This is a genomic window from Ectothiorhodospiraceae bacterium 2226 (assembly GCA_013348725.1).
Taxonomy (GTDB): Bacteria; Pseudomonadota; Gammaproteobacteria.
This window is the reverse complement of record CP054689.1, coordinates 2,698,317-2,723,878: the sequence shown is the minus strand read 5'-3', so window position 1 is coordinate 2,723,878 and position 25,562 is coordinate 2,698,317. Positions and strand designations below refer to the sequence as shown.

Here is a 25,562-nt window from a genome sequence, read left to right as displayed (position 1 = left end):
TATGGGGATAGCGCTAGTTTCTCTAGCGGACCATGAGATTCGGCCGGTTAGGCTTCGCCGCTGATCGCGCGCATCCCTGCGTCGGCGCCCTGCGCCCGCAGCCGGCGGCCCGTGCCCTCCGGCTCGATCCACACTTCCACATCAGGTGCCGGCAGCCACCCTAGGCCACGTTCGGGCCACTCGACGAGCACCAGCGCCTGGCTATCCAGATAGTCCCGGATGCCCAGAAATTCAAGCTCTTCGGGATCGGCCAGACGATAGAGATCGAAGTGATAGACCGCCCCCACGGGCAGGTCGTAAGGCTCGACCAGCGTATAGGTGGGGCTTTTCACCGCGCCGGCGTGACCGCGGGCACGCAACAGCCCCCGCACCAGGGTGGTCTTACCGGCCCCCAGCGGGCCATGCAGGAAAACGACCGTCCCCGGACCTAACGCCTCCGCCAAGCGGGCGCCCACGGCGAGGGTCGCGGCCTCGTCCGGCAGATCAATCGTCCGCTCCATCGGCCTCCCCGTTGCAGAGGCGCCGGATGTGCGGCATCAGGTCGCTGGCGAGCAGGCCCCGCTCGCCCTCCTCCGCCGCGGCGTCGGCGGCCGCGGCGTGTAGCGTGGCGCCATAGGCGGCGGCCTGCCACGCGCTGAGCCCCTGGCCCAGCAGGGCCGCTACGATGCCGGTCAGGGCATCGCCCATACCGCCCCCGGCCATTCCCGGATTGCCGCCATGCACCACCCCGACCGCACGCCCCGCCCCCGCCACCAGGCTACCGGCGCCCTTGAGGATCCAGACCCCGCCGAAACGCCCCTGCAGCGCCCGCACCGCGCTGTAACGGTCGGCCTGCACCTCCTCCACCGTGCAGGCGAGCAGCCGCGCCGCCTCCCCCGGGTGCGGCGTCAACACCCGCGGACGCGAGCCCGCCGCCACCTGGTCGGCCAGGGCCTCATGCTCGGCTATCAAGTTCAACGCATCGGCGTCCAGCACCAGCGGGACGTGCGCCCGCTCGAGCAGATACTGCAGCAGCTCGGTGCCCCAGCGGCCGCGGCCGAGGCCCGGACCCAGCGCGAGCACGGTGGCGCGCGCCAGCACCCGTTCCAGTTCGCCGGGCGATTCGACGCCAAGCGCCATCAGTTCGGGCCGCGCGGCACTGAGCAACGGCGCGTGTATCCCGCGCGTCGCCACGCTCACCAGCCCTGCACCGGCGCGCAGCGCCGCCGTGGCGGCGAGTTGAGCGGCGCCGGCCATGCCGTGTTCGCCGCCCACCACTAACACGTGCCCGTGCTGCCCCTTGTGTGCATCGCGCGGGCGCGGCGCCAGCCAGGGCCGCACCCGCGCCAGATCGAGGCGCTCCGCTACCGGCTTGGCCTGCGCCTGCAGCTCCGCCGGCAGACCGAGGTCGGAGAAGGCTAGCTCGCCGGTCACGGCGGGCCCGCGCCCGGTAAACAAGCCCAGCGTGAGGCCGACGAAACTCACCGTGAGGTCGGCCTGGACACAGGCCCCGAGCACGGCGCCGGTATCCGCCTGCAGCCCGCTGGGGACGTCCAGCGCCACCACCGGGCGCAGCGCCTCGTTGCAGGCGTCCACCGCCGCGCGCCACGGCCCCTCGACGGGCCGGCGCAGCCCGGTGCCGAACAGCGCGTCGACCACCAGCTGACCGATCAGCGGCTGACCGGCGTAGGCTTGCGGCTCCACGCCCACGGCCAGCAGGCGCTCGCGTGCGGCGGCCGCCTCGCCCTGCACGGCGTCGGGGTCACCGAGCTGGTACACCTCGACCACCAGCCCCGCCTCGTGAGCCAAGCGCGCCACCACGTAGCCGTCGCCGCCGTTGTTGCCGATGCCGCACAACACGCTCAGGCTGCGCGCGGCCGGCCAGCGCGCGTGCATGGTTTCCCAGGCATAGGCGCCGGCGCGCTCCATCAACTCCTCGCCCGCCAGTCCGCTGCCCGCGGCGGCACGGTCGAGTTCGCGCACCTGCGCGGCGGTATAGATTCTGTGAGGTAGGCCGTCCATGGGCGGTATCATAGTGCGCTATGGCCCGCGCGACGAACACCCAAGTGCAAGACCTGGCTGCGCTTGCCCGGCGGATCAAGCGCTGGGGGGCGGAATTGGGCTTTCAGGCGGTGGGCATCGCCGAGGTGGAACTCGGCGAGGCCGAAGCGCATTTGCTCAACTGGCTGAAGGCCGGCTTCCACGGCGAGATGGACTACATGGCGCGCCACGGCACGCGCCGCTCGCGCCCCGCCGAACTGGTGCCGGGCACGGTGCGTGTGATCAGCGCGCGCATGGACTACCTGCCCCCGAATGCGGCCCCGCCCGACGCGGTACTGGCCGACCCGCAGCGCGGCTACGTCTCGCGCTACGCGCTCGGGCGGGACTACCACAAGGTGCTGCGGCGGCGGCTGCAGCGACTGGCCGAGCGCGTCGCCGAGGCGGTGGGACCGTTCGGCTACCGCGCCTTCACCGACAGTGCGCCGGTGCTGGAGAAGGCGCTGGCCCAGAACGCGGGGCTTGGCTGGATCGGCAAGCACAGCAACCTGCTGGCCGAGCGCACCGGCTCCTGGTTCTTCCTCGGCGAGCTGTACACCGACCTGCCGCTGCCCGCGGATGCGCCGGCCACCTTCCACTGCGGCACCTGCAGCGCCTGCATCGAAGCCTGCCCCACCGGGGCCATCGTGGCGCCGTTTCAGGTCGACGCGCGCCTGTGCATCTCCTACCTGACGATCGAGTTGCACGGCGCCATCCCGGAGCCGCTGCGCCCGCTGATCGGCAACCGCATCTACGGCTGCGACGACTGCCAGCTGGTCTGCCCGTGGAACCGCTTCGCCACACCCACCGCAGAGGCCGACTTCCTGCCGCGTCACGGGCTGGACAACGCGTCGCTGGTCGAGCTGATCGGCTGGGACGAGGGAACCTTTCTGGCGCGCACCGAGGGCTCGCCCATCCGCCGGATCGGCCACGCGCGCTGGCTGCGCAACATCGCCGTCGCGCTCGGCAACGCGCCGCCCTCGCCCGCCGCGCAGGCCGCGCTGCGGGCCCGCGCCGACCATCCCTCCGCCTTGGTACGCGAGCACGTCGCGTGGGCGTTGGCGCGCCAGGAGCGGAGCGCATGAGCCGGGTGCTGGCGGTCGGCATCGCCACGCTGGACATCGTGAACACGGTGGACGGCTACCCCGCCGAGGATGCCGAGGTGCGCGCCCTGGGCCAGCGCGTGGCGCGCGGCGGCAATGCGGCCAACACGCTGGCGGTGCTGAGCCAGCTTGGCCACCAGGGCGCGCTGGCGGCGGTGCTCAGCGACGAACCGACCGCGGCGCTGGTGCGCGCCGATCTCGCGCGCCAAGCCATCGACACCGGCCCGTGCCGCACCATAGCCGGCGGCCACCTGCCGACCTCTTACATCACGCTCAACCGCCGCAACGGCTCGCGCACCATCGTGCACTTTCGCGACCTGCCGGAGTACACCGCCGAGGACTTTGCCGCGCTGGCACTCGATGCCTACGACTGGGTGCATTTCGAGGGACGTAACCTGCCGACGCTGGGCGCCATGTTGCGCCGCGCGCGCGCCGCGGTGCGCCCCGGCGTGCCGCTGTCGCTGGAGATCGAGAAGCCGCGCCCGGGGATCGAGGAACTGCTGCCGCTCCCGGACGTGTTGTTCTTCTCGCGCGCCTACGCCCTGGCCAAGGGACACACCGCGCCGGAGGCCTTCCTGGAGTGGGCGCGGACGCAGGCACCGCGCGCGCAGCTGTTCCTGGGCTGGGGCGCCGAGGGCGCCTACGTCGCGACGGGCGAGGGGGCGGCGCGCCACGTGCCGGCCGCGCCGCCGCCGGCGGTGATCGACACGGTGGGCGCGGGTGACGTCCTGAACGCCGGTATCATCGACGGCCTGCTGCGCCGCGCGGAGCCGGAAGGCGCGCTGCGCGCGGCGGTGCGGCTCGCGGGTGCCAAGTGTGGCCAGCTCGGCCTGGCGGGCCTCGTCGGTTCGCGGTGACGCTCAACCGTACTCGCGGCGCAAGCGCTCCCGGTTCAGCATCAACCATTGCAGGGCGATGATGGGCGCCGCCGAGTCGACCCGGCCTTGCTGCATCCATTCCACCGCGGTGTCGAACGGCACGGCCTGCACGCGAATGTCCTCCCCCTCCTCCGGCACCCCGTGGATGCCGCCCACCCCGGCGGTGGACACCAAGCCGAGATACAGGTGCAGGTGTTCGGTGGTACCGCCCGGGCTGACCAGATAACGCACAATCGGCAGCAACTCGCGGATCTCGCAGCCCGCCTCCTCCCGCGTCTCACGCCGCGCCACCGCCTCGGGCGCCTCGTCCGGTTCGATCATGCCCGCCACGATCTCCACCAGCCAGGGTCCGCCCGCCTCGGCCAGGGCGCCGATCCGGAACTGCTCGATCAGCACCACCTCGTCGCGCGCGGGGTCGTAGGGTAGCACCGCCGCGGCATGGCCACGCTCGAACAACTCGCGGGTGAGCGGCCGCGTCCAGCCGCCGCCGAACAGGCTGTGGCGCAAGCGGTAACGCTCGAGGCGAAAGAAGCCGTCGTAGCACACCGTCTTGTCCAGTATCTCCACCCGCCGCTCATCGTCCGCCATCGTCTGCCCCTTCTGCGTCTGGTGTCGTGCCGTGCCCGCTCGCGCCGATGGTACAATCCGGCGCTACGTCACTGTAGAGGCTGATCGGCCGCCATGGCATCCGAGACACCCGAACGACCGTCGACCAGCGGCATCATTTTGGCCGGCGGGCGCAGCCGCCGCATGGGTGGCCAGGACAAGGGCCTGCTACCGCTCGCCGGGCGCCCGCTCGCGGCGCACGTGCGCGATGCCCTGGCACCGCAGGTGCAGGAGGTGCTGATCAGCGCCAACCGCCACCGCGAAGCCTACGCGGCGCTGGGCTGCCCGGTGGTGGGCGACGATCACGCCGGGTTCCCGGGGCCGTTGGCCGGTATCGCGGCCGCGGCACAGGCGGCGCACGGGGAATTGTTGCTGGTGGTGCCGTGCGACATGCCGCGCCTGCCGCGCGATCTCGCCGAGCGCCTGTGGACCCGCATGGGCGAGACCGGCGCCGAGGCCTGCGCGGTGCATGACGGCGAACGGCTGCAGCCGCTTTGCCTGCTGATGTACCGCCGTCTCGCGCCCGGCATCGAGGCCGCGCTGGCGGCCGGCGAACAGCGCGTGCAGCGCTGGTTGGCGAGCGTGCGCTGGTGTGCGGCGGATTTCGCCGACCGTGCGCGCAACGGGTTCGTCAACGTGAACACCGCCGAGGATCTGGCGGCGCTGGAGGAGCAACTCGCCCATGCCGGCTGAACCGATCATTCTGGGTTTCGTCGCCTATAGCGGCACCGGCAAAACCACCCTGCTCGAACGCGTCATCCCGCTGCTGCGCGCGCGCGGGCTGCGCGTGGCGCTGATCAAACATGCCCATCATGCCTTCGACGTCGACCGCCCCGGCAAGGACAGCTACCGTCTGCGTCAGGCCGGCGCCGGCCAGGTGCTGCTCGCCTCGCGCCGCCGCATGGCACTCATGATCGAGCGCGAGCAAGAGGAAGAGCCGCGGCTGCAGGACCTGCTCGCCCACTTCACCGTCCCCGGCGGCGGCGCGCCGCCCTGCGACATCGTCCTGGTGGAAGGCTTCAAGCACGAGGCCTATCCGAAGGTGGAACTCTGTCGCCCGGCGCTGGGTCACCCGCTGCTGTTTCCCAAGGATCCGGACGTGGTGGCGGTGGCCGCCGACGCACCGCTGCCGATCCCCTGCGCCCTGCCGGTGCTGGATCTGAACCGCCCCGACACCGTGGCCGCGTTCGTGGTCGATTATCTCAACCGGGCCGCCGCGACGCCCCCCCACAAGGAGACCTCCGATGCCCGCCGGCTGTGATGAGTTCGACCCCAACGCCCTGACCGTCGAGCAGGCCCGCGCGCGCATCCTGGAGGCCCTGCCGCGGCTGCACGGCGAGGAATGGCTCGCGCTGCGCAGCGCGCTGGGGCGTGTATTGGCGCACGCGGTTCACTCGCCGGTGGACGTGCCGGCCTACGCCAACTCGGCGATGGACGGCTATGCCGTGCGCGCCGAGGACCTCGGCCATCCGCCGGTGCGCCTCACGCTGGCGGGGACCGCCGCGGCCGGACACCCCTATGCCGGGACGGTGCAGTCCGGGCAGTGCGTGCGCATCATGACCGGCGCCAAGCTGCCGGACGGGGCCGACGCCGTGGTGATGCAGGAGCACGTGCAGCGCGAGGGCGAGTTCGTGACGATGGCGCACAGTGTCCCGGCCGGCGAGAACGTGCGCGCCGCGGGCGGCGATGTGGCGCGCGGGGCCGAAGTACTCGGGCGCGGTCACACGCTGCGCCCGGCCGACCTCGGCCTGATCGCCTCGCTCGGTATCGGCGAGGTGGCGGTGCGCCGTCGCCCACGGGTCGCGTTCTTCTCCACCGGCGATGAACTACGCCAGATCGGCCAGACGCTGGCGGACGGGCAGATCTACGACAGCAACCGTTACACGCTGCACGGCATGCTCCAGCGCGTCGGCGTCGACCTGCTGGACATGGGCGTGGTGCGCGACACGCCGCAGGCGGTCGAGGCGGCCTTCGCGGCCGCGCGCGAGGTGGCCGACGTGGTGATCACCACGGGCGGGGTATCGGTGGGCGACGCCGACTACGTGAAGGACACGCTCGCGCGCCTCGGCAAGGTGGATTTCTGGAAGATCGCCATGAAGCCCGGGCGCCCGCTGGCGTTCGGCCTGCTGAGCGAGGACACGGCCTTTTTCGGCCTGCCGGGCAATCCCGTATCGGCCATGGCGACCTTCTATCAGTTCGTGCAGCCGGCGCTCAAGCGCCTGGCGGGCGCGGCAGACGCCCTCCCGCTGACGCTGCGCGCCGTGTGCGTCGAACCGCTGCGCAAGACGCCGGGGCGCGTGGACTTCCAGCGCGGCATCCTGGGGCGCGACGGCGACGGTCGCCTCACGGTCCGCAGTACCGGCCCCCAGGGCTCGCACGTGCTGCATTCGATGACGCTCGCGGACTGTTTCATCGTGTTGCCGAGGGAATGGGGTAATGTCGCCGCAGGCACCGAGGTCGAGGTACAACCCTTCGCCGCGCTGATCTGAGGTCGCCCGCGGCGCCTTGATTTTTACTCCCCTCGCCTCAATCCTCAGGGTTCCTGTGCTGACGAACCCGGGGCTATGGCAAAAGAAGAAATGGAGGTCGACACGCTCGAATCGGACGATTCCGCGCCCCGCGCGGGCCTGACGCTGGCACGCGAGATCCTGCCCACCACGCTGCACCTGCTCCCGGTCAACGAGCGCCCGTTCTTTCCTCCGCAAACCCTGCCGCTGTTGATGAGCGAGGCGCGCTGGTTCGAGACCGTCAAGCGTATCGGGGACAGTCCCCACCGAGCGGTCGGCCTGTGCCTCGCCGACGCCGCCGACGACCAGGAGGTCGAGCGGGGCCATTTCCGCAACGTGGGCACGCTGGTGCGCATGCACCACCCGGCGCGCTCCAACGGCCAGATCCAATTCATCGCCGAGGGTCAGCAGCGTTTTCGCATCCGCGAGTGGCTGAGCAGCGAGCCGCCCTTTCTGGTGCGGGTGGACTACCCGCGCGAGACCGGCCACGAGGACGGCGACGTACTCAAGGCCTACGCCATCGCCATCATCAACACCCTCAAGGAGTTGCTGCCGCTCAACCCCCTCTACAACGAGGAACTACGCTTCTTCCTCAACCGCTTCGGGCCGAACGACCCCTCCCCGCTGACCGACTTCGCGGCCAGCCTCACGACCGCGGACAAGGAAGACCTGCAGGAGGTGCTCGAGACGCATGACCTGCGCAAGCGCATGGAACGCGTGCTGGTGCTGATCAAGAAGGAGCTGGAGGTCGCCAAGGTGCAGGCGCAGATCCGCCAGCAGGTGGAACAGAAGGTCTCCGACCAGCAGCGCACCTTCTTCCTGCGCGAGCAGCTCAAGGCGATCCAGAAGGAACTGGGAATCGCCAAGGACGACCGCACGGCGGACGTGGAGCGCTTCCGCGAGCGCGTGCAGGCGCTGGCCCTGCCCGAGCGCGCCGAGCAGCGCATCGCCGACGAACTGCAGAAGCTCGGCACGCTGGAGTCGGGCTCGCCCGAGTACGGCGTGACGCGCAATTACCTCGACTGGATCACCAGCCTGCCCTGGGGCAAGCACTCGGAGGACATCCTCGACCTCGAGCACGCCCGCACTGTGCTGGACGAGGACCACGACGATCTGGACGACGTCAAACAGCGCATCATCGAGTTCATCGCGGTGGGCGCCCAGAAGGGCGAGGTGGCTGGCTCCATCCTGCTGCTGGTCGGCCCGCCCGGCGTCGGCAAGACCTCCATCGGGCGGTCCGTGGCGCGCGCCCTGGGGCGGCGTTTCTATCGCTTCTCGCTCGGCGGCATGCGCGACGAGGCCGAGATCAAGGGGCACCGACGCACCTACATCGGCGCCATGCCGGGCAAGTTCATCCAGGCCATCAAGGACGCGGGCACCGCCAATCCGGTCATCATGCTGGACGAGATCGACAAGATCGGCGCGTCCTACCACGGTGACCCGGCCTCGGCGCTGCTCGAGGTGCTCGACCCGGAGCAGAACCGCGACTTCCTGGACCATTACCTGGACGAGCGCTTCGACCTGTCCAAGGTGCTGTTCATGTGCACGGCCAACCAGCTCGACACCATTCCCGGCCCCCTGCTCGACCGCATGGAGACCATCCGCCTCGCCGGCTACATCACAGAGGAGAAGATGCAGATCGCCAAGCGTCACCTGTGGCCGCGTCAACTGGAACGGGCGGGACTGACGCGCGGCAAGATCAAGCTGAGCGACGCCGCGCTGCGCCACGTGATCGAGGGCTACGCGCGCGAGGCCGGGGTGCGCAACCTCGAGAAGCAACTCGGACGCATCGTGCGCAAGGCCGTGGTGCGGATGCAGCAAGGCGGCCAGGCGCCCAAGCGCGTGGGCGTGAAGGAGGTCGAGGAGCTACTTGGCAAGCCGGTGTTCCAACGCGAGCGCCCGCTGACCGGCGTCGGCGTGGTCACCGGTCTCGCGTGGACGCCGCTGGGCGGGGCCACGCTCAGCATCGAAGCGACACTGGTACACAGCAAGAACCGCGGCTTCAAGCTCACCGGCAAGCTCGGCGACGTGATGCGCGAGTCGGCCGAGATCGCTTACAGCTACATCGCCGCCAATCTTCAGGCCTTCGACGGCGACCCGAGCTTCTTCGACGCCGCCTTCGTGCATCTGCACGTGCCCGAAGGCGCGACGCCCAAGGATGGCCCGAGCGCCGGCATCACCATGGCCACCGCGCTACTGTCGCTGGCGCGGAAGCAAAAGCTCAAACGACCGCTGGCGATGACGGGCGAGCTCACCCTCACCGGCCATGTGCTGCCGGTGGGCGGGATTCGCGAAAAGGTGATCGCCGCGCGCCGCACACGCGTCCATGAGTTGATCCTCCCCCTGGCCAACCAGCGCGACTTCGACGAGTTGCCCGACCACATACGGGAAGGGCTGACGGTCCACTTCGTGGAGAGCTACCGCGAGGTGGTGGACATCGTTTTCGGGAAGGCCTGACTAAATCCCTCCGGGAAGCTCTGCATTGATCAGGGCTTCCTTCGGAGTCCCGGCACGGCGGTCAGTCGCTGGCGGCCTGGTCGCGCACTTCCGCATGGACCTTCGCCATATCGAGCTCGCGCACCTGTTCGATGACCTGCTCCAGGCCGTTGGCGGGTAGCATGCCCGGCTCCGAAAAGATGATCACCTGCTCGCGGAAGATCATCAGCGTGGGGATGGAACGGACCTGGAAATGCGCGGCCAGCGCCTGCTCCTCTTCGGTGTTCACCTTCGCGAAGACCAAGTCGGGGTGCTGTTCCGCCACCTGCTCGTAGATGGGCGCGAAGGCGCGGCACGGACCGCACCACGGCGCCCAGAAGTCGACGAGCACGATGTCGTTGCCGGTCACCACTTCCTCGAAGTTGTCCTGCGTCAGCTCAACGACAGCCATGGGAATGCTCCTTTACGTGGGGGGATCTCAGCGCCGCGGCGCCGGAACATGACAGTGCGGTTCTCGGCGTCTTAGACGTGACGCAGGGGGGCGGGTTCACCCTGGCTGCGAAAGCGCAGGTAATCGCGCAGCACCAGCGCATGGTCGAACACCAGCGGCTCGGGTGGGTTCGCGGGATCCCTCAGCAGCACCTTGCCCGCATCGTCGCCCGCACGCGGGCGCCCGTGGGCCTTGGCGACGTACACCAGCGTCACGGTATGTCCTCGTTCGTCGCGCTCGGGGGCCGAGTAGCATCCAAGCAGCCCCGTGAGCGTCACCTCCAGGCCTGTCTCCTCGCGTGCCTCGCGCACCGCGGCGACCTCCACCGGCTCGCCCACGTCGACGAATCCGCCCGGCAACGCGTAACCGACCGGCGGGAAGCGGCGCTCGATGAGCACGATGGGCCGACCGGGCTCGTCCGGCAATTCGATGATCGTATCGGCCGCCAGGGCCGGCGTCTGCGGGCGGGGCAACGTTCAGCCCTGACGGCGCATGAAGCGTACGATCTGGCGGCGACCGCGCTTGTCGGGCCGCTGAACCGGGCCACCCGTGCCGCTCTCGCGCCGCTCGCGCGAGACCTGCTCACGCGCTTGACGACTCTCGGGCGTCTCTTCATACAGCTGCCCGACGAGGCTCGCCGGACCACGCCGGCCCGACAGGCCGCATACGTGCACCACATACTCGTACGGGCCCTTGCGCAGGCTGACCTGGTCGCCCAACTGCAGTGTGCGCGAGGGCTTGGCGCGCGTCCCGTTCACCTGCACATGCCCGCCGTGCACCGCCTCGGCGGCGACCGCGCGGGTCTTATAGAATCGTGCGGCCCATAACCACTTGTCCAGACGAACACGGTCCGAGCCGTTCTTCTTTTCATCTTCCCCGTACCGCTCCGTCTCCGTCATCGCCTTCCCTTTTTCTTGCGCCGCATCGGCCTATTGGCGGTGGTAGTAGTCGTAGCGTGTGAGTAACTCGTTCGTGAACTGCCACGCCTCGTTATAAGATAGACCACTGTCCTCGGGAAAAATCACGCGCACGTACAAGGTCTCCGGATAGCGCTCGCTGAGCGCTGCCAGCGTGGCGTGCAGCTCGCCGTCATCCACCCGTCGGAATGCCCCCGCGGTAGGCTCGCGCAACTGTATGCGGGGCTCGCCGTTGCGCTTCTCGTAGCGCACCTGCACCACCTCTTTGCCGCGCGCGGTGCGGGCGGGTCGCACCAGCCGGTCATAGCGCACCCGCAGCTCGTCATACTCGCCCTGCATGGCGGCCAACCGGCGCGCCGCCTGCTCCGCCTCGGCGCGGCTCGCCCGCAACTCGGCGGCCTGACGCTCCCCGGCGCTGCTCAGCGCGGCCAGCTGCTCGCGCGCGCTTTGAAAGCGGCCCTCCAGGGCGCCGTGCGCGCTGCGTAGCTGCGCCAATTCCTGCGCGGTCGTTTCGAAGGCCTGCGCGGTGGCGGTCAGGCCCCGCTCCAGGCCGCGCACCTGGTGGCGCAACTGCTCCGCCTCGCCGCGCGCCGTCGCGAGCTCGGCGACACGCGTCGCGAGCTCGTCCTCACGCGCGCGCGTCTCCTCGCGCGCGGTTTGCAGCTGCGCCTGCGTGCGCATCAACTGCAGCCGCAAATGCGCGGCCTCCTCTGCCTGTTCGTCCAGGAGACCGGCCAGCGAATCCTTCTCCGCGGCCGTGGCCCGCGCCAACTCGGCCGCGGCCCGTTCGGCCTCCACGGTAGCGCGCAGGCGGTCGACCAGGTCCATGTTCTTCAGAAGCAGCACCACCATGGCGAGCACGAAGATCAGCACCACCACGGTCATGATGTCGGTGAACGAGGGCCAGAAGCTCTCGTCGTTCTGGCCGCCGGGGCGGTTGAGGCGCAGGTCCATGGAGCCGAAACCGCTCATGGGCGTTGGTCCGGCAAGCGGAAGCCCTCGCGCAGCAGGTCCTGTATCTCCTCCAGGCCCTGGGCGAGCCGCTCCTGACGGGAACGCTCTTCGGTCACGGCACCAAACAGGCGCTCCTCCGCCGAGAGCAGCGAGGCGCGCTCCTGGGCGATCTGTCCGACCACGCTCTGCAGCGAGCGGATCAAGCCGGCCAACTGGTGCGTCACGCCCTTTTCGGTGACGTGGAAGCGTGGCACGAGGTAGTGGGTGGTGACGTGCTCGATACCCGCGACCAGGTTGGTCTGCACGTCGGTGAGGCGCAGATAGAAGTAGCCGAGGAACAGATAACAGAGGATCGCGGTCATGGTCGTGGACAAGGCGGTGGACATGCCATGCACCACCATGCCCATGCCGGTCACATCGGCGGCGTCCGCGCCGATCAGGTTGGAGGCGCCGATCAGTGCCATGGACAGCGCCACGATGGTCCCGAACACGCCGGTGAGGATGAGGATATTGGCGATGAACTTCGGCACGCTCGCCCGGGTGCTCTCGCTGGCCGTGAGGGTCGCAGCCAGCGCCCCCTGGTCGGTGGGCACGGACGCTTCGTGCAGGGCACGCATGGCATCGAAACGCGAGGTGATCAGCGAGGCCGGCGCCCGATCGGCCGGATCCTGCATGCCGGACTCGGCATCCTCCACGAACTGTTCCAGCGCCTGTTCCTCGCGCTGGTAGAAGCGCAGCAGCGCGACGATGCGCGCCAGGCCCAGCAGGAACAGCGCCACAATGCCGCCGTTGATCAACCAGCCGACGTTGGTGAGCTGATTCTCGAGGTAGACGTTGCGCAGGAAGTCGAAGTTCCAGAGCAGGAGCCCCGCCGCGAGGGCGCCCAGCACGAACATCTGGAACAAGACGTGGCGGCTATACTGCCGGCGAAAGGGCATGCGGTAGAGATACGGCGGGGTAAGATCCGCGGTGGGCGGGCGCCCCTCAACCGCGGGCGCCGTGGCGGACAGCGTGTCGGTACTCATCTTCATGGCTGATCGTTCCCCCTGCGTCCGGATCTTGTCGATAAAAGACGCGTAACTGCTCGTAGACGGCGGGATACGTCTGCGCCAAGAGGTGCGGCGTCTCGAAGAACGCCTCGCTCATCACGGCGAAGAACTCCGCCGGATCCTCCGCCGCGTACGGATCCAGCACGGTGTCCTCGCCGCCTTCGTCACGGCGCCGCATGTCGGCGAAGGCCTCCGCGAAGGCCTGCGTCCAGGCCTCCCCCGCCATGCCCTCATGCAGCGGCGGGAAGCCGTTGGCCTCACCATCGAGCATGTCGAGCTTGTGCGCCAGCTCGTGGATGACCACGTTGAAACCGTCGCCACGGCCGCTGGCGAGGATGTCCTCCCAGGACAATACCAGCGGACCCTGTAGCCACGCCTCGCCGGCGAGGGGATGATGCGTCACGTGCACGACGCCCGCTTCATCCGTGTACTCGTGCTCGGGCGTGAACTGCCCGGGATAGACGATGATCTCCACCCAGCCGCGCAGGTAGTCGAGGTCCAGGTTCAGCACCGGCAGACAGGCCAGGGCCGCGATGCGTACCTGCATCGCCTCCTCCAGCTGCAAATCGCCCGCACCGACGATCACCTTCTCGTGCAAGAACAGCGTCGCGAGTTCTCGTAGGCGGTGCTGCTCGCTCGGCGTGTAGCGCGCCAGCAATGGCAGCTCCGCGACAGCCGCACGCCACGAGGCGACCGGCACCAATCCGCGCTTCAGGACGCGTCGGCGCCACCAGGCCTTCCAGGTCCACCACATGCTTGCGTACGCTTCGAGCAACCCTACTTCCGGGCAATGTTAGTACGGCGGCGCTGTGCTGCACAGCCCTGGTTGGCTGCAAATTCTCACCAAGCCACACGCACTTGTATTCCGCGCCCGGGACGCTAACATGGCCGCCGCGCCCACAAGTACAACAAGCACGGGCCGCTACGATGAGGTGGGAAGATCATGCTGGATGACACCGCGCAGGACGTCCTGACGCTGGTTGCCGTGGCGGGCGCCGCCGTCTTTTTCGGCTACTGCTGGGCGCGGATTTTCGCGAAGGCGGGCTTTCCCGCTTGGTGGGGCATCTGGATGATGGTGCCCGGCATCAATCTCATTCCTTTCTTCTATCTTGTATTCGGGGCGTGGCCGGCGCACAAGAAGCGGCTGTAAGACGGACGGTCCTCCACTCCGGCGCGCGCCTAACTCGCATAGCGCCGCTGCCAGGTACGCACCCCGATCCACACCAGCAGTACCGCCACCAGCAACGCCCCGGCGAGTTCGAGCCCCAGATAGGCGGCCACCCGTCCGACCACGCCGCCCAGCATCAAGTACACGCTGACCCACGACAAGGCGGACAGCACGTTGTAGAGCAGGAACGGCAAGGGGCGCATACCGGACACGCCCGCCACCAGCGGCAGGCTCAGCCGCAGGGGTTTGGTGAACCGCCCGCCGAACAACGCGAGCCCCCCATAGCGCGCGAAGAATCTCGAGGCGCGCGCCACCCAGCGGGCCCGGGTGCGCAATACCGGCAGCCCGAGCAGGCGGGTCCGATAGTGTCGTGCCACCCCATACGTCACGCTGGTGCCGGCGATGGCCCCCATGACCGCGCCGAGCAGCACCGGCATCCACGGCAGCGCTTGAGTGCCGACCAGCGCACCGACCCCCAGCATGATCACGCTGAGCGGCACGAAGAAACCCACCGGCGGCAGGGCTTCGACGAACAACACGCCGAACATGATCACGCCGACCCAATCGGCGTGCTCGACCAGCCACGCCGTCACGGCGCGCAACTCTTCCTCGCGCGCGGCCTCCTCGACCCCCACCACGGCAGACCTCTGCTAAGTTAGCTGCAAGGCGCCCTCGCAATGCATGAAGGGGCCCATGATGCCAGACTCGGCCCCTCGGACGAACCCAACTCCACAGTGAACAGCGCCATCGACTTACTCTACTCCCGCTACAGCGGCGCCCGCTGGGAGGGGCGCGATCTGCATATCGCGCTCTCGGCGGCGTACATCCACAAGAGCGCCGGCCGTCCCGGCTGCGATCATGGGAGTGCGTGGAGCCAGGAGGCGGACCTCATCCTGCACAAGGCCGAGTTGGAGGATCACACGCAGGCGGGGACCGCCGATGCCATACGCGCGGCGGAGCTGGAGCTGGCGGGTGTAGCGCAGGATCTGCTGCCACTGCCCGTGCCGCGCGGGACAGTGCGCCTTGCGCTGCACATGAACGAGGGTGGCCGCCTGCAGGCGCGGGCCGACGGGTTGTCGGTACGCCTCTATGGGCGGCCGCTGTTTCTGGAGGATATCTAGGAGCCGGCGGAGGAGATCAAGCGGATCCTGGAACGCCGCCGCGCATAAGGGATCATCGAGCGGCCTCGCGCCATCGGCCGATTACTCAGCGCGGTGAACCCGGTCCGTAATTCTCTGCTAAGTACTCGATGATGAGTTCCTGCTCCTCCTCACTGACCCAGGTCATGCCGAAATCCACCATGTCGTCCACCACATCACGCCAGGTCTGCAGATTCAGCCGCTGGGAGCGCGGGAGGTCCAACGTATGGCAGACACTGCAGTGCTGCTCGAACAGGCGCTGCGGGTTGGCCTCATCGGCCGCTCCCTCCTCGGCCTGGGCGACTTGCTCCTCACCCGCCCCCTCGCCGCCTGGGGCGCCAGGCGGCGCCGCCGCGGCCACCTGGCCACCGTCGGCGCCATTCTGTCCCTGCGCACCAGGCTCCATCATCGGCGCGTCCATGGGATCCTCGCCCGGCGTCTGTTGATCCTGACAACCGGCCAGTAGCAGGGCGGCGAAGAGGATGCCGCCAAGGCGAAAGACGGGCTTGCTACGCATGACAACTCCTTGGCTGGTCGCGGCGAGCACTGGAGGGGCGCTCGCAGGCGTTTGTTACATGTGACACGTATGTGCTGGATTGTAGAGTAAAGCGGGAGGGTGCGAGGCGCCATGCGCTCGGCCAGCGGCCGAGCGCACGTCCCCGCTGCTCTTTTATGCCGTGACCCGTACCGGCACGCGATGCACCACGTTGCCCATGTAGCCGCGCGGGTTCCACGGCTGCCGGAAGGGCTGGCCGTTCCCCTCGTCGTCGAAGGCGCGCGCCCAGATCTCGTAATAGCCCCGGCCCGGCAGCTCGACCTCGGCCTCGAACTGCTGCCATGCGTACTTGTTGGCCGGATCCCGAAGCTCCGCCTCGGTCCAGGTGTTGCCGAAGTCGATGGATACCTCCACCCGCTCCACCTCGTGCTCGCCCGCCCAGGCGTGCCCGGTGACGGTCACCGCGCCGGCGGCATGCTCCGATCCCTCGGCGGGTCCGGTGATCATCGACTTGATCGGCCAGTCCTTGGCGACCTCCATGTCCTCCTCGGGCACGTCTTCGCCCGGGGCAACCGGATACGCGGGCATACGATACGAGTAACCCAGCATCTTGGGCCCATCGTGCTCCTGATCGCGCACCCAGATGCGCGTCAGCCACTTCTGCGAGCAACTGCCGACCCAACCCGGCACCACGATCCGTAGTGGGAAGCCGTGCACCGCCGGCAGATCTTCCCCGTTCATCTGGTACGCAAGCAGGGTATGTTCCTCCATCGCCTTGTCGATGGGCACGCCCCGCGAGATCGGCACCTCGTCACCCGCCAGCGGTGGATCCTCGCCGTAATGTCCCGTGTAGACCGCCGAGTCGCGCAACCCCGCCTCGCGCAGCACGTCGCCGAGCGAGACCCCGGTCCATTCCGAACAACCGATCGCCCCCTGGCGCCACTGGTTGCCGCGCACCGGTGGATCGAACAAGGAGCGGCCATTGCCGCCGCACTCGAGCGAGGCTTGGATGGTGCGCGCCGGCATATTGCGGATCTGCTCCATGGTGAGCTTGAGCGGCTGATTCACCTCGCCGTCGATCTCCAATGCCCAGCCCTGAAGGTCCTGTTGAAATGCCCGCTGGGGGATCAGCCCGTTGTTGCGGATGAAGTGTCGGTTGATCGGCGTGATCTCGTCGGCCAGCTCGTGCGCCCCGAACTCGGCGTTCAGCGGCCGCTCGTTGTGGACCGTGATCCCCTCCTTGCCCGTTTCCTGGAGTGCCTGGCGTGCCTGATCGTCGGTGACCTCCTGCGCCCAGGCGACAGGAATCAGCCCGCGCCCGAACAGGCCGCGCATGGCCGCCTCGGTCCCTGCGCCGAAGAAGCCGAGCATGGCCAGCGTCGCGCCACCGCGCCCCACCTGGCCGAAAAACTTGCGCCGTCCCTCCAGTTCGACCAGCCTATCCACGGCCTCGGGGGGCGCGCCCGCATCTTGCACACGTCCGCGGAGCCCGTCCCACGAGAGCCGTCCAGATTTCCTATCCATGGCCATCCTCCTGCCTCCGGTAAACGCCGCCTACATCCCTGAGGAGCGTATCCAACTTCCTTTAGTTGTTAGGCATCACAGTGTCAACCGACCCTAAGCCCATGCAGCAGCGGCTACTTGCCGACGCCGACCGCTGCACGTCCCGGCCGCTAGACTAGGCCACATGGAATGACTCGACCCGAGGACTCACGGGAGACGCATCATGCAGGATCAAGAGCAACGCTTTCAGAGTTGGGCCGCCGGGCGCGGCGCCGTACGCCACAGCGACGAGACCCAGGCCTGGGTCAAACGCACTCTGGAGCGCCTCGCGCCCGGTCCGGGCGGCGCCGACCCGATGGACCTGCTCATCGCCGCAGATATGCTGACCAATGCCGCGATGTGGCTGGTGGTGCACGAGACCTATGCCCGCCGGGTTTACCTGGACGGGCGCCCGCTCGAGCCGCAGGACTTCAAGCCCGATCCGCAGGGCCACACGGGCGGCTCGCTCAACATGGTGCCGGCCTACGTCGGCTATATGCTGGCCAATGCCCTCTCCGGCCAGACGCGGGGCTGGATCATGGGCCAAGGTCATACGGTATCGGCCATCGATTCGGTGAACCTGCTGCTGGACAACATGCTGGACGCGCACGCGGAGCGCTACCGCGGGGAAGGCGGCAAGCTCGACGAGGAGCGCCTGACGCGCTACGTGAACGACTTCTATGCCTACCGTCTGGACGCGTGCGGCAATCAGGACTCGCCGCTCGGGAGCCACGTCAACGTCAACACCGCCGGCGGCATTATCGAGGGCGGCTATCTCGGCTTCGCGGAGTTGCAGTACGTGCACATGCCGCTGCCGGGCGAACAGCTGATCGCCTTCCTCTCCGACGGGGCCTGGGAGGAGCAGCGCGGCTCGGACTGGGCCCCGCGTTGGTGGCGCGCCGAGGACAGCGGCAGCGTGATCCCGATCATGATCAACAACGGCCGGCGCATCGACCAGCGCGCGACGCTCTCCCAGGGCGAGGGGCTGGCCGCCTTTCAGCGCCACCTGGAGCTCTATAGCTTCGAGCCGGTGGTGTTCGACGGCACCGACCCGGCCGCCTTCGCCTGCATGATCCTCGACGGCGAGCAGCGCCTGGCCGAGCGTGCCGAGGCGGTGCGCGCGGGCGAGGCGCACTACCCCGTGCGCATGCCCTACGGCGTCGCCGTTGCACTCAAGGGCGCGGGTTTCTACGGCGCCGGCACCAATGCGGCGCACGGCCTGCCCCTGGAAACCAACCCTGCCGAGGACGAGCGCGCGGCGCGCAACTTCAATGACAGCGCGCGGCGCCTGTACGTGCCGGCCGCGCAGATCGAGGACGCCGCCGCGCGGCTGCGCAACCACGAGACCACGCGCCGCCCGCCGGAGCGCGACCACCCCATTGCCAACCGCGACGTGCGCGTGGATTACGTGCCGGAGCTCCCCTACCGGGAGGTCGCGCTGCCCTGGCGCCATCCCGACTACCCCGACCGCCAAAGTCCCATGGATGCCATCGATCAGGGCTTCCTGGCCTACGTGCGTGCCAACCCGCGCCTGCGCCCCCGCGTCGGCAACCCCGACGAGATGCGCTCCAATCGCATGAACGCAACGCTCGATGCGCTCAACCACCGCGTCACCGAGAGCGAGCACGGCCTGGCCGAGGAACTGCATGGCAAGGTGATCACCGCGCTCAACGAAGAAGCGGTGATCTGCGCCTGCCTCGGCAACAAGGGCGGCATCAACATCGCCGTCACCTACGAGGCCTTCGGCCCCAAGATGCTCGGTGCGCTGCGCCAGGAGGTCATTTGGGCCGACCATATGTTCGCCCGCGGCCAGCAGCCGGGCTGGTTGTCGGTGCCGCTGGTGTTGACCTCCAATACCTTTGAAAACGGCAAGAACGAGCGCTCCCACCAGGACCCCGCGATGTGCGAGGCCATGCTCGGCGAACCCTCGGACGTCTCGCGCGTGCTGTTTCCGGCCGACTACAACACCGCGGCGGCCTCGCTCGCGGCCTGCTACGCGACCCACGGGCGCGTGTTCACGCTGGTGGTCCCTAAGAGCGCAGTGCCCGAGTACTTCGACCGCGCCCACGCCGAGCAGGCCTTGGCCGAGGGCGGCTTGCGGCTGGACTGGTGCAGCGACGCGGCGCCACAGGTGCTGCTCACGGCGATCGGCGCCTTCCAGTTCTATGAAGTGCTGAGCGCGGCGCGGCGCCTGAGCGAGCGCGGCGTGGCGTGCGCGGTCAACTACCTGGTGGAGCCGGGCCGCTTTCGCGATCCGCGCGGGCGCCGCGAGGCCGAGTGCCAGGCCCCCGACGAGCTGCGCGAGCGGCTGTTCCCCGCCGCGGTGCCACACCGCGTGTTCGCCTCCCACACCCGCCCCGAGGTCATGGCCGGGGTGCTGCGCCCGCTCGACACCGGCCGGCGCACGGTGCATCTGGGCTTCACCAACCACGGCGGCACGCTGAACACCGCCGGCATGCTGTTCGTGAATCGCCTGTCCTGGGCGCATGTGGTGCGCGCGGCGGCGCGCTCGCTCGGCGCCGACTTGAAGGAGGTGCTTGAGGCTGACGAGCTCGATGCCCTGGAGGGACGGCGCAGCCCGCACGGGATCATCATTTGATGCGCCCCCTGCTCGCCGTCAACGCCGGGTCGTCCAGCCTGAAGGCGGCGCTGTTCGACGGCGCCAACCGGCGCGACTACCGCTACGCACGCATCGGCCGGGACGGTCCGCCCGACCATCGCGCTGCGCTGCACGCCCTGCTGGAGGCGCTGCCGGACCCGCGCCCGGCGGCGGTGGTGCACCGCATCACCCACGGCGGCGACTGCGCCGCGCCCGTGCGGCGCCTGGATGAGGCGGAGCGCGGCCGCCTGCAGGACCTATGCCGCCTGGCACCGCTGCACCAGCCCAGCAACCTGCTCGGGGTGGCGCTGTGCGAAGAGTTGTTGGGCCCCGACGTGCCGCAGTGGGCCTGCTACGACACCGCCTTTCACCACAACCTGCCTGCGCACGCGCGCCGCCTCCCGGTGCCGGGCGCTTACCCGCGCTACGGCTTTCACGGCATCAACTACGCCCACATCGCGCGCCGCCTGCCCGCGCTGTTGGGCGCCACCGCGGAGGGACGCATCGCGGTGGCGCATCTGGGCAGCGGCGCCAGCCTGTGCCTGCTCGAGGGCCTGCGCTCCAGCCACACCACCATGGCGTACACCCCGCTCGGCGGGATACCGATGAGCACGCGCAGCGGCGACCTCGATCCCGGCGTGGTGCTGGCGCTGGTGGAAGAGGCAGGACTGGAGGCGGCGCGCGAGACGCTCTACCGCGGCTCCGGCCTGCAGGCGCTGTCGGGCGGCCTGTCGGGCGACATGCAGACCCTGCTCGAGAGCACGGCGCCGGAGGCACGGTTCGCGGTGGAGTACTTTTGCCGCGGCGTGGCCGCGGGGCTGGCCGGCCTGGCCGCGCACGCCGGCGGGCTGGACGGGCTGGTGTTCACCGGCGGAATCGGCGAGCACGCGGCGCCGGTGCGGGCGCAGGTCGTCGCGCGCCTGGGGTTTCTCGGCTTCGCACTGGACGACGCGCGCAATGGGGCTCACGCCGAACGCCTCGACGCGGCGGACAGCCACCCGGTGCTGGTGGTGCCCGCCGACGAAGAGGCGATGATGGCGGCCTATCTGGCCGCGGCCGGTGGGCCGCGGGAAGCTCGATGACCTTCCTCAGGCGGATCGGCTAGGTCCGCCCTCCAGCAGCAGCGCGTTCATGCGCCGCACGAAGCTCGCGGGGTCCTCGAGCTGGCCGCCCTCGGCCAGCAGCGCCTGCTCGAACAAGAGCTGCGCCCAATCGTCGAATCGCTCGCCGGCGCCCTTCAGGTTTTGCACCAGCGCGTGCTCGGGGTTGACCTCCAGCACCGGCTGCACGCTGGGCACGTCGTGGCCGGCCTGCTTGAGAATCTTCTGCAGGCTCATGGCCATGTCGTGCTGCTCCACCACCAGACAGGCGGGCGAGTCGGTCAAGCGATGGGTGGCGCGCACCTCGCGCACCTTGTCGCCGAGGGCGCTCTTCAGGCGCTCGAGCACGTCCTTGATCTCGTCGGCGGCCGCCTCGGCCTTGGCCTTCTCCTCGCCCTCCTCCAAAGCGCCGAGGTCGAGGTCGCCCTTGGCCACGGACACCAGCGGCTTGCCCTGGTACTCGCTGAGGTAGGACAGCATCCACTCGTCCACCCGATCGCTCATCAGCAGCACCTCGATGCCCTTCTTGCGGAACACCTCCAGGTGCGGGCTGTGCTTGGCGGCGGCGAAGGTCTCGGCGGTGATGTAGTAGATCTTGTCCTGCCCCTCCTGCATGCGCCCGATGTAGTCGTCCAGCGAGACCGTCTGCTCGGGCGTGTCGGCGTGGGTGGAGGCAAAGCGCAGCAGGCCGGCGATCTTCTCGCGATTGGCCGGGTCCTCCGCCGGGCCCTCCTTCAGGACGCGGCCGAATTCGGCCCAGAACGCGGCATACTTCTCCGGCTCCTTGCGTGCCAGGGTCTCGAGCAGTCCCAGTACCTTCTTCACCGAGGCCCCGCGTATGGTGTCGAGCAGCTTGTTGTGCTGCAGGATCTCGCGCGAGACGTTGAGCGGGAGGTCGTCCGAATCCACCAGGCCGCGCACGAAGCGCAGGTAGGTGGGCATCAGCTGCTCGGCGTCGTCCATGATGAACACGCGGCGCACATACAGCTTGATGCCGTGGCGGCGCTCGCGGTCCCACAGATCGAACGGCGCCTGCTGCGGGATGTAGAACAGCGTGGTGTAGCTCTGCTTGCCCTCGGCGCGGGTATGCACGTGCGCGAGCGGGTCCTGGAAGTCGTGCGCGAGGTGCTTGTAGAAGGCGTGGTACTCCTCCTCGCTGATCTCGCTCTTGGGACGGCGCCACAGCGCGGAGGCCTTGTTGACGGTCTCCTCCTCGTCGCCCTCCTCCTTCTTCATCACGATGGGCAAGGGGATGTGCTCCGAGTACTTGCCGATGATGCTGCGCAGCCGGTACGGCTCCAGGAACTCGCTCTCGCCCTTGCGCAGGTGCAGGATCACCTCGGTGCCGCGGGGCGCCCGCTCGACGGTCTCCAAGGTGTAGCTGCCCTCGCCGTCGGAGGTCCAGCGCACGCCGTGCTCCGGGCCGAGGCCGGCGCGGCGGGTGAGCACCGTGACCTTGTCGGCCACGATGAACGCCGAGTAGAAGCCCACCCCGAACTGGCCGATGAGGTTGGCGTCCTTGGCCTGGTCGCCGGAGAGCGACTCGAGGAACTTGCGGGTGCCGGAGCTGGCGATGGTGCCGATGTTCTCCACCACCTCCTGGCGGCTCATGCCGATGCCGTTGTCGCGCACGGTGACGGTGCGGGCCTTTTCATCCACCTCCACCCACACCTTGAGTTCGCTGTCGCCCTCGTACAACGCATCGTCACCCAGGGCCTCGAAGCGCAGCTTGTCGCACGCGTCGGAGGCGTTGGAGATGAGTTCGCGCAGGAAGATCTCCTTGTTCGAGTACAGCGAATGGATCATCAGGTTCAGAAGCTGCGTCACCTCCGTCTGGAAGCTCAGCGTCTCCTTGTGCGCATCGACGCTCATTGTGGGTCCCTCGGGTTGTCTGGTTTGTCATGGGGCGATATCGGCGCCCGCGCCTGCCCGGCGCCGGTCAGCGGCCGTACCCGCTGGTCATATGGGGGCGACCGCCCGGCACTTCAAGGCGGTCCCTCACGGCTGCGGCACGCGTCGAAATATGGTCTAGCCTGTGGTGGAATGACGACACATCGGACGAACAACTCGCAGCCCGCGGAGAACGATACCAAATGAAGATTCGCAGTGTGGCCACGCGCCCTTACCTCGATCAGCGGCCCGGCACCTCCGGTCTGCGTAAGAAGGTCGCGACCTTCCAGCAGCCCCACTACCTCGAGAATTTCGTCCAGTCGATCTTCGACATCCTGGACAATGGGCGGGGGGAGGACGTGCGCGGCAAGACGCTGGTGGTGGGCGGCGACGGGCGCTACTACAACCGCACCGCGATCGGCACCATCCTGCGCATGGCGGCGGCCAACGGGGTCGGGCGCGTGTTGGTCGGTCAAGGCGGCATCCTCTCCACGCCGGCGGTCTCCTGCATCATTCGCAAGCATCAGGCGCTCGGCGGCATCGTGCTGTCGGCGAGCCACAACCCCGCCGGCCCCGAGGGCGATTTCGGCATCAAGTACAACGTGGCCAACGGCGGGCCGGCACCGGAGGCCGTCACCGAAGCCATCTACGCCCGCTCACGCGAGATCGACGCCTACCTCACGCTGGACGAGGTGGAGCTACCGCTCGACCGGCTGGGCCGCTTCGAACTCGGCCAGACGCAGATCGAGATCATCGACCCCGTGGCCGACTACGCCGAGCTCATGCAGCAGCTGTTCGACTTCGAGGCCATCGGCGCGCTGCTGCGCGGCGAGACGATCCCCGGCTGGCACATGCGCTTCGACGCCATGCACGCGGTCACCGGCCCCTACGCGCGCGACATCCTGGAGCGCCGCCTCGGCGCCCCCGCCGGCACCGTGATGAACGGCGAGGTGCGCGAGGATTTCGGCGGCGGCCACCCCGACCCCAACCTGGTCCACGCCCACGAACTGGTCACGCTGCTGAACGCGCCGGACGGGCCGCAGTTCGGCGCCGCCTCGGACGGCGACGGCGACCGTAACATGATCCTCGGCCGCAACACCTTCGTCACCCCCTCGGACAGTCTGGCGGTGCTGGCCGCCAACGCCGCACTGGTGCCGGGCTATCGCGGCGGTCTGAAGGGCATCGCGCGCTCGATGCCGACCAGCCAGGCGCCCGATCGTGTCGCCGAAGCGCTCGGCATTCCCTGTTACGAGACGCCCACCGGGTGGAAGTTCTTCGGCAATCTGCTCGACGATGGGCGCGCCACGCTGTGCGGCGAGGAGAGCTTCGGCACCGGCTCGGATCATGTGCGCGAGAAGGACGGCCTGTGGGCGGTGCTGTTCTGGCTCAACCTGCTGGCGGTGCGCAAACAGCCGGTCAGCGAGATCCTGCGCGAGCACTGGGCGCGCTATGGGCGCAACTACTACACCCGTCATGATTACGAGGAGCTGGACGCCGCGCTCGCGCAGGCCCTGATGAGCGGCCTGGCCGGCGAGCTACCGAACCTCGGCGGGCGCAGCTTCGGCGGCGAGCGCATCGCCTGGTGCGACGACTTCAGCTACACGGACCCGGTAGACGGCAGCGTGAGTCGCCATCAGGGCCTGCGCATCGGCTTCGAGGGCGGCGCGCGCATCGTGTACCGCCTATCGGGCACCGGCACCGCCGGGGCGACGCTGCGCATCTACATCGAGCGCCACGAGCCCGACCCCGCCAAGCACGACCAGGATCCGCAGCAGGCCCTGGCCGAACTCATCGGCATCGCCGACCAACTGGTGGGCCTGCGCGAGCGCACCGGCCGCCGCGCACCGACCGTCATTACCTGAGCGGGCGGGCAAGACTCGCGGCGAGCGTGGCGGCAATCTCCTCGACCGACATGGCGCTGACGTCCAATGCGGGGATGCGCTCGGCGCGGTACAGACGCTGCAGCAGGCGCACCTCGCGCTGACACTGCGCGAGCTCGGCATAGGGCGAGTTGGGCCGCCGCTCCTGACGCAGGCGATGCAGGCGCTCGGCGGTGACCACCAGCCCCCGCACCCGCTCACGCACCGGCACCAGCGCGGCCGGCAGCTCGCCGGCCTCCAGGTCCTCGTCGGTGAGCGGGTAATTGGCGGCGAACAGGCCGTACTGCAAGGCGAGGTATAGGCAGGTGGGCGTCTTACCGGAGCGCGAGACACCCACCAGGATCAGCTCGGCATCGCGGTAGTCGTCGGTGGCGACGCCGTCGTCGGTGCGCAGCGCGTAGCGCAGCGCCTCCATGCGGCGCGCGTAGGCGGCGGGATCCGCCAAGCCGTGGGTGCGACCGGGCGCATGCGTGGGCGCGCGCTGCAGTTCGTTCTCGACGGGGCCGATGAAGGCCTCGAAGAAATCGAACAGTGCGCAGCCGCTCTCGGCCAGGGCGGCGCGCAGCGCCGGGTCCAGCAGCGTGCTGAACACCAGCGGCCGCGCGCCGTCGGCCGCGCCGGCGGCCCGCACCTCGGCCGCCGCGGCGCGGGCTTTATCAAGCGTATCGATGAATGGCAGACGGACGCGGCGAAAGTCCTCGCCCTCGAATTGGCTGAGCACGCTGCGGCCCATCGCCTCCACGGTGATGCCGGTGCGGTCGGACACGAAGAACACGGTGCGCATGCAGGACT

Annotated in this window: 25 protein-coding genes; 11 read left to right on the top strand and 14 right to left on the bottom strand. The window is 69.1% G+C overall.

Annotated features, from left to right (window positions below):
• Window positions 1-47 precede the first annotated feature (47 nt).
• Both tsaE and HUS23_13165 read right to left on the bottom strand, forming a co-directional pair.
• Complete coding sequence (gene tsaE, locus HUS23_13170) at window positions 48-500, bottom strand: tRNA (adenosine(37)-N6)-threonylcarbamoyltransferase complex ATPase subunit type 1 TsaE (protein ID QKT04694.1); 453 nt, start codon at window positions 498-500, stop codon at window positions 48-50.
• Entirely contained in the window at window positions 484-2,001 is a 1,518-nt protein-coding gene (locus tag HUS23_13165; GenBank protein QKT04693.1) for an NAD(P)H-hydrate dehydratase, read from the bottom strand. Before HUS23_13165 ends, tsaE begins: the two co-directional genes overlap by 17 nt.
• A gap of 20 nt (window positions 2,002-2,021) precedes the next feature.
• Between HUS23_13165 and queG the strand changes: the two genes are divergently transcribed.
• Complete coding sequence (queG, locus tag HUS23_13160) at window positions 2,022-3,101, top strand: tRNA epoxyqueuosine(34) reductase QueG (protein ID QKT04692.1); 1,080 nt, start codon at window positions 2,022-2,024, stop codon at window positions 3,099-3,101.
• On the top strand, window positions 3,098-3,976 hold the full coding sequence (locus HUS23_13155; GenBank protein QKT04691.1) for a ketohexokinase: 879 nt from the start codon (window positions 3,098-3,100) through the stop codon (window positions 3,974-3,976). The genes queG and HUS23_13155 overlap by 4 nt, the downstream gene beginning before the upstream one ends.
• Window positions 3,977-3,979: 3 nt before the next feature.
• Here the strand turns inward: HUS23_13155 and nudF are convergent, their stop codons facing one another.
• On the bottom strand, window positions 3,980-4,585 hold the full coding sequence (gene nudF / locus HUS23_13150) for an ADP-ribose diphosphatase (protein QKT04690.1): 606 nt from the start codon (window positions 4,583-4,585) through the stop codon (window positions 3,980-3,982).
• A 93-nt stretch (window positions 4,586-4,678) separates the two neighbouring features.
• On the opposite strand from nudF, the gene mobA reads away from it, so the two are divergent.
• From mobA to lon, 4 genes are all read left to right on the top strand, one after another.
• On the top strand, window positions 4,679-5,296 hold the full coding sequence (gene mobA, locus HUS23_13145; GenBank protein ID QKT04689.1) for a molybdenum cofactor guanylyltransferase: 618 nt from the start codon (window positions 4,679-4,681) through the stop codon (window positions 5,294-5,296).
• Window positions 5,286-5,864, top strand: coding sequence for a molybdopterin-guanine dinucleotide biosynthesis protein B (mobB, locus tag HUS23_13140; protein ID QKT04688.1), 579 nt, complete (start codon window positions 5,286-5,288; stop codon window positions 5,862-5,864). The genes mobA and mobB overlap by 11 nt, the downstream gene beginning before the upstream one ends.
• Window positions 5,848-7,092, top strand: a complete 1,245-nt coding sequence (locus tag HUS23_13135) for a molybdopterin molybdotransferase MoeA (protein QKT04687.1) — start codon at window positions 5,848-5,850, stop codon at window positions 7,090-7,092. The genes mobB and HUS23_13135 overlap by 17 nt, the downstream gene beginning before the upstream one ends.
• 75 nt (window positions 7,093-7,167) lie before the next feature.
• Window positions 7,168-9,567, top strand: coding sequence for an endopeptidase La (gene lon, locus HUS23_13130; GenBank protein ID QKT04686.1), 2,400 nt, complete (start codon window positions 7,168-7,170; stop codon window positions 9,565-9,567).
• A 61-nt stretch (window positions 9,568-9,628) separates the two neighbouring features.
• On the opposite strand, the gene trxA is transcribed toward lon, so the two are convergent.
• The 6 genes from trxA to HUS23_13100 all read right to left on the bottom strand — a co-directional run bounded on the left by trxA (window position 9,629) and on the right by HUS23_13100 (window position 13,710).
• Window positions 9,629-9,997 carry a thioredoxin gene (gene trxA, locus HUS23_13125; protein ID QKT04685.1) on the bottom strand — a complete coding sequence of 123 codons (369 nt, stop codon included), beginning with the start codon at window positions 9,995-9,997 and terminating at the stop codon, window positions 9,629-9,631.
• Window positions 9,998-10,068: 71 nt separating this feature from the next.
• Entirely contained in the window at window positions 10,069-10,509 is a 441-nt protein-coding gene (locus HUS23_13120; protein ID QKT04684.1) for an NUDIX hydrolase, read from the bottom strand.
• 3 nt (window positions 10,510-10,512) lie between these two features.
• Window positions 10,513-10,935 carry an RNA-binding protein gene (locus HUS23_13115; protein ID QKT04683.1) on the bottom strand — a complete coding sequence of 141 codons (423 nt, stop codon included), beginning with the start codon at window positions 10,933-10,935 and terminating at the stop codon, window positions 10,513-10,515.
• A 30-nt stretch (window positions 10,936-10,965) separates the two neighbouring features.
• Window positions 10,966-11,925, bottom strand: a complete 960-nt coding sequence (locus HUS23_13110; protein ID QKT04682.1) for a hypothetical protein — start codon at window positions 11,923-11,925, stop codon at window positions 10,966-10,968.
• Window positions 11,922-12,938, bottom strand: coding sequence for a hypothetical protein (locus HUS23_13105; GenBank protein ID QKT04681.1), 1,017 nt, complete (start codon window positions 12,936-12,938; stop codon window positions 11,922-11,924). The genes HUS23_13110 and HUS23_13105 overlap by 4 nt, the downstream gene beginning before the upstream one ends.
• On the bottom strand, window positions 12,892-13,710 hold the full coding sequence (locus HUS23_13100; protein QKT04680.1) for a zinc-dependent peptidase: 819 nt from the start codon (window positions 13,708-13,710) through the stop codon (window positions 12,892-12,894). Before HUS23_13100 ends, HUS23_13105 begins: the two co-directional genes overlap by 47 nt.
• A gap of 189 nt (window positions 13,711-13,899) precedes the next feature.
• On the opposite strand from HUS23_13100, the gene HUS23_13095 reads away from it, so the two are divergent.
• Window positions 13,900-14,106: a hypothetical protein gene (locus tag HUS23_13095; protein ID QKT04679.1), complete on the top strand. Its 207-nt coding sequence runs from the start codon at window positions 13,900-13,902 to the stop codon at window positions 14,104-14,106.
• Between the two features lie 29 nt (window positions 14,107-14,135).
• Here HUS23_13095 and HUS23_13090 read toward each other — a convergent pair whose 3' ends face one another.
• The gene (locus tag HUS23_13090) at window positions 14,136-14,762 is read right to left on the bottom strand and encodes a DedA family protein (protein ID QKT04678.1); all 627 of its coding nucleotides are present in this window, start codon (window positions 14,760-14,762) and stop codon (window positions 14,136-14,138) included.
• A gap of 39 nt (window positions 14,763-14,801) precedes the next feature.
• Between HUS23_13090 and HUS23_13085 the strand changes: the two genes are divergently transcribed.
• Window positions 14,802-15,245, top strand: coding sequence for a hypothetical protein (locus tag HUS23_13085; GenBank protein ID QKT04677.1), 444 nt, complete (start codon window positions 14,802-14,804; stop codon window positions 15,243-15,245).
• Window positions 15,246-15,330: 85 nt separating this feature from the next.
• Here HUS23_13085 and HUS23_13080 read toward each other — a convergent pair whose 3' ends face one another.
• Window positions 15,331-15,780: a hypothetical protein gene (locus tag HUS23_13080; GenBank protein ID QKT04676.1), complete on the bottom strand. Its 450-nt coding sequence runs from the start codon at window positions 15,778-15,780 to the stop codon at window positions 15,331-15,333.
• 153 nt (window positions 15,781-15,933) lie between these two features.
• Entirely contained in the window at window positions 15,934-17,283 is a 1,350-nt protein-coding gene (locus tag HUS23_13075; GenBank protein ID QKT04675.1) for a sulfite oxidase, read from the bottom strand.
• Window positions 17,284-17,485: 202 nt separating this feature from the next.
• On the opposite strand from HUS23_13075, the gene HUS23_13070 reads away from it, so the two are divergent.
• Both HUS23_13070 and HUS23_13065 read left to right on the top strand, forming a co-directional pair.
• Window positions 17,486-19,900 (top strand): xylulose 5-phosphate 3-epimerase, encoded by a 2,415-nt coding sequence (locus tag HUS23_13070; GenBank protein ID QKT04674.1) that lies wholly within the window; start codon window positions 17,486-17,488, stop codon window positions 19,898-19,900.
• Entirely contained in the window at window positions 19,900-20,982 is a 1,083-nt protein-coding gene (locus HUS23_13065) for an acetate kinase (GenBank protein QKT04673.1), read from the top strand. The genes HUS23_13070 and HUS23_13065 overlap by 1 nt, the downstream gene beginning before the upstream one ends.
• 6 nt (window positions 20,983-20,988) lie before the next feature.
• Here HUS23_13065 and htpG read toward each other — a convergent pair whose 3' ends face one another.
• On the bottom strand, window positions 20,989-22,872 hold the full coding sequence (htpG, locus tag HUS23_13060; GenBank protein ID QKT04672.1) for a molecular chaperone HtpG: 1,884 nt from the start codon (window positions 22,870-22,872) through the stop codon (window positions 20,989-20,991).
• Window positions 22,873-23,093: 221 nt separating this feature from the next.
• Here htpG and HUS23_13055 point away from each other — a divergent pair, with 221 nt between their 5' ends.
• Window positions 23,094-24,752, top strand: a complete 1,659-nt coding sequence (locus tag HUS23_13055; protein QKT04671.1) for an alpha-D-glucose phosphate-specific phosphoglucomutase — start codon at window positions 23,094-23,096, stop codon at window positions 24,750-24,752.
• On the opposite strand, the gene HUS23_13050 is transcribed toward HUS23_13055, so the two are convergent.
• Complete coding sequence (locus tag HUS23_13050) at window positions 24,745-25,554, bottom strand: kinase/pyrophosphorylase (GenBank protein QKT04670.1); 810 nt, start codon at window positions 25,552-25,554, stop codon at window positions 24,745-24,747. The two genes, HUS23_13055 and HUS23_13050, sit on opposite strands and share 8 nt — an antisense overlap.
• Between the last annotated feature and the right edge of the window lie 8 nt (window positions 25,555-25,562).

Excerpts from the sequence above, each read along its gene's own strand:
- tsaE (QKT04694.1), bottom strand. The coding sequence starts at position 500 with ATGGAGCGGACGATTGATCTGCCGGACGAGGCCGCGACCCTCGCCGTG.
- HUS23_13165 (QKT04693.1), bottom strand. The coding sequence starts at position 2,001 with ATGGACGGCCTACCTCACAGAATCTATACCGCCGCGCAGGTGCGCGAA.
- queG (QKT04692.1), top strand. The coding sequence starts at position 2,022 with ATGGCCCGCGCGACGAACACCCAAGTGCAAGACCTGGCTGCGCTTGCC.
- HUS23_13155 (QKT04691.1), top strand. The coding sequence starts at position 3,098 with ATGAGCCGGGTGCTGGCGGTCGGCATCGCCACGCTGGACATCGTGAAC.
- nudF (QKT04690.1), bottom strand. The coding sequence starts at position 4,585 with ATGGCGGACGATGAGCGGCGGGTGGAGATACTGGACAAGACGGTGTGC.
- mobA (QKT04689.1), top strand. The coding sequence starts at position 4,679 with ATGGCATCCGAGACACCCGAACGACCGTCGACCAGCGGCATCATTTTG.
- mobB (QKT04688.1), top strand. The coding sequence starts at position 5,286 with ATGCCGGCTGAACCGATCATTCTGGGTTTCGTCGCCTATAGCGGCACC.
- HUS23_13135 (QKT04687.1), top strand. The coding sequence starts at position 5,848 with ATGCCCGCCGGCTGTGATGAGTTCGACCCCAACGCCCTGACCGTCGAG.
- lon (QKT04686.1), top strand. The coding sequence starts at position 7,168 with ATGGCAAAAGAAGAAATGGAGGTCGACACGCTCGAATCGGACGATTCC.
- trxA (QKT04685.1), bottom strand. The coding sequence starts at position 9,997 with ATGGCTGTCGTTGAGCTGACGCAGGACAACTTCGAGGAAGTGGTGACC.
- HUS23_13115 (QKT04683.1), bottom strand. The coding sequence starts at position 10,935 with ATGACGGAGACGGAGCGGTACGGGGAAGATGAAAAGAAGAACGGCTCG.
- HUS23_13110 (QKT04682.1), bottom strand. The coding sequence starts at position 11,925 with ATGAGCGGTTTCGGCTCCATGGACCTGCGCCTCAACCGCCCCGGCGGC.
- HUS23_13105 (QKT04681.1), bottom strand. The coding sequence starts at position 12,938 with ATGAAGATGAGTACCGACACGCTGTCCGCCACGGCGCCCGCGGTTGAG.
- HUS23_13100 (QKT04680.1), bottom strand. The coding sequence starts at position 13,710 with ATGTGGTGGACCTGGAAGGCCTGGTGGCGCCGACGCGTCCTGAAGCGC.
- HUS23_13095 (QKT04679.1), top strand. The coding sequence starts at position 13,900 with ATGCTGGATGACACCGCGCAGGACGTCCTGACGCTGGTTGCCGTGGCG.
- HUS23_13085 (QKT04677.1), top strand. The coding sequence starts at position 14,802 with ATGCATGAAGGGGCCCATGATGCCAGACTCGGCCCCTCGGACGAACCC.
- HUS23_13080 (QKT04676.1), bottom strand. The coding sequence starts at position 15,780 with ATGCGTAGCAAGCCCGTCTTTCGCCTTGGCGGCATCCTCTTCGCCGCC.
- HUS23_13075 (QKT04675.1), bottom strand. The coding sequence starts at position 17,283 with ATGGATAGGAAATCTGGACGGCTCTCGTGGGACGGGCTCCGCGGACGT.
- HUS23_13070 (QKT04674.1), top strand. The coding sequence starts at position 17,486 with ATGCAGGATCAAGAGCAACGCTTTCAGAGTTGGGCCGCCGGGCGCGGC.
- HUS23_13065 (QKT04673.1), top strand. The coding sequence starts at position 19,900 with ATGCGCCCCCTGCTCGCCGTCAACGCCGGGTCGTCCAGCCTGAAGGCG.
- htpG (QKT04672.1), bottom strand. The coding sequence starts at position 22,872 with ATGAGCGTCGATGCGCACAAGGAGACGCTGAGCTTCCAGACGGAGGTG.
- HUS23_13055 (QKT04671.1), top strand. The coding sequence starts at position 23,094 with ATGAAGATTCGCAGTGTGGCCACGCGCCCTTACCTCGATCAGCGGCCC.
- HUS23_13050 (QKT04670.1), bottom strand. The coding sequence starts at position 25,554 with ATGCGCACCGTGTTCTTCGTGTCCGACCGCACCGGCATCACCGTGGAG.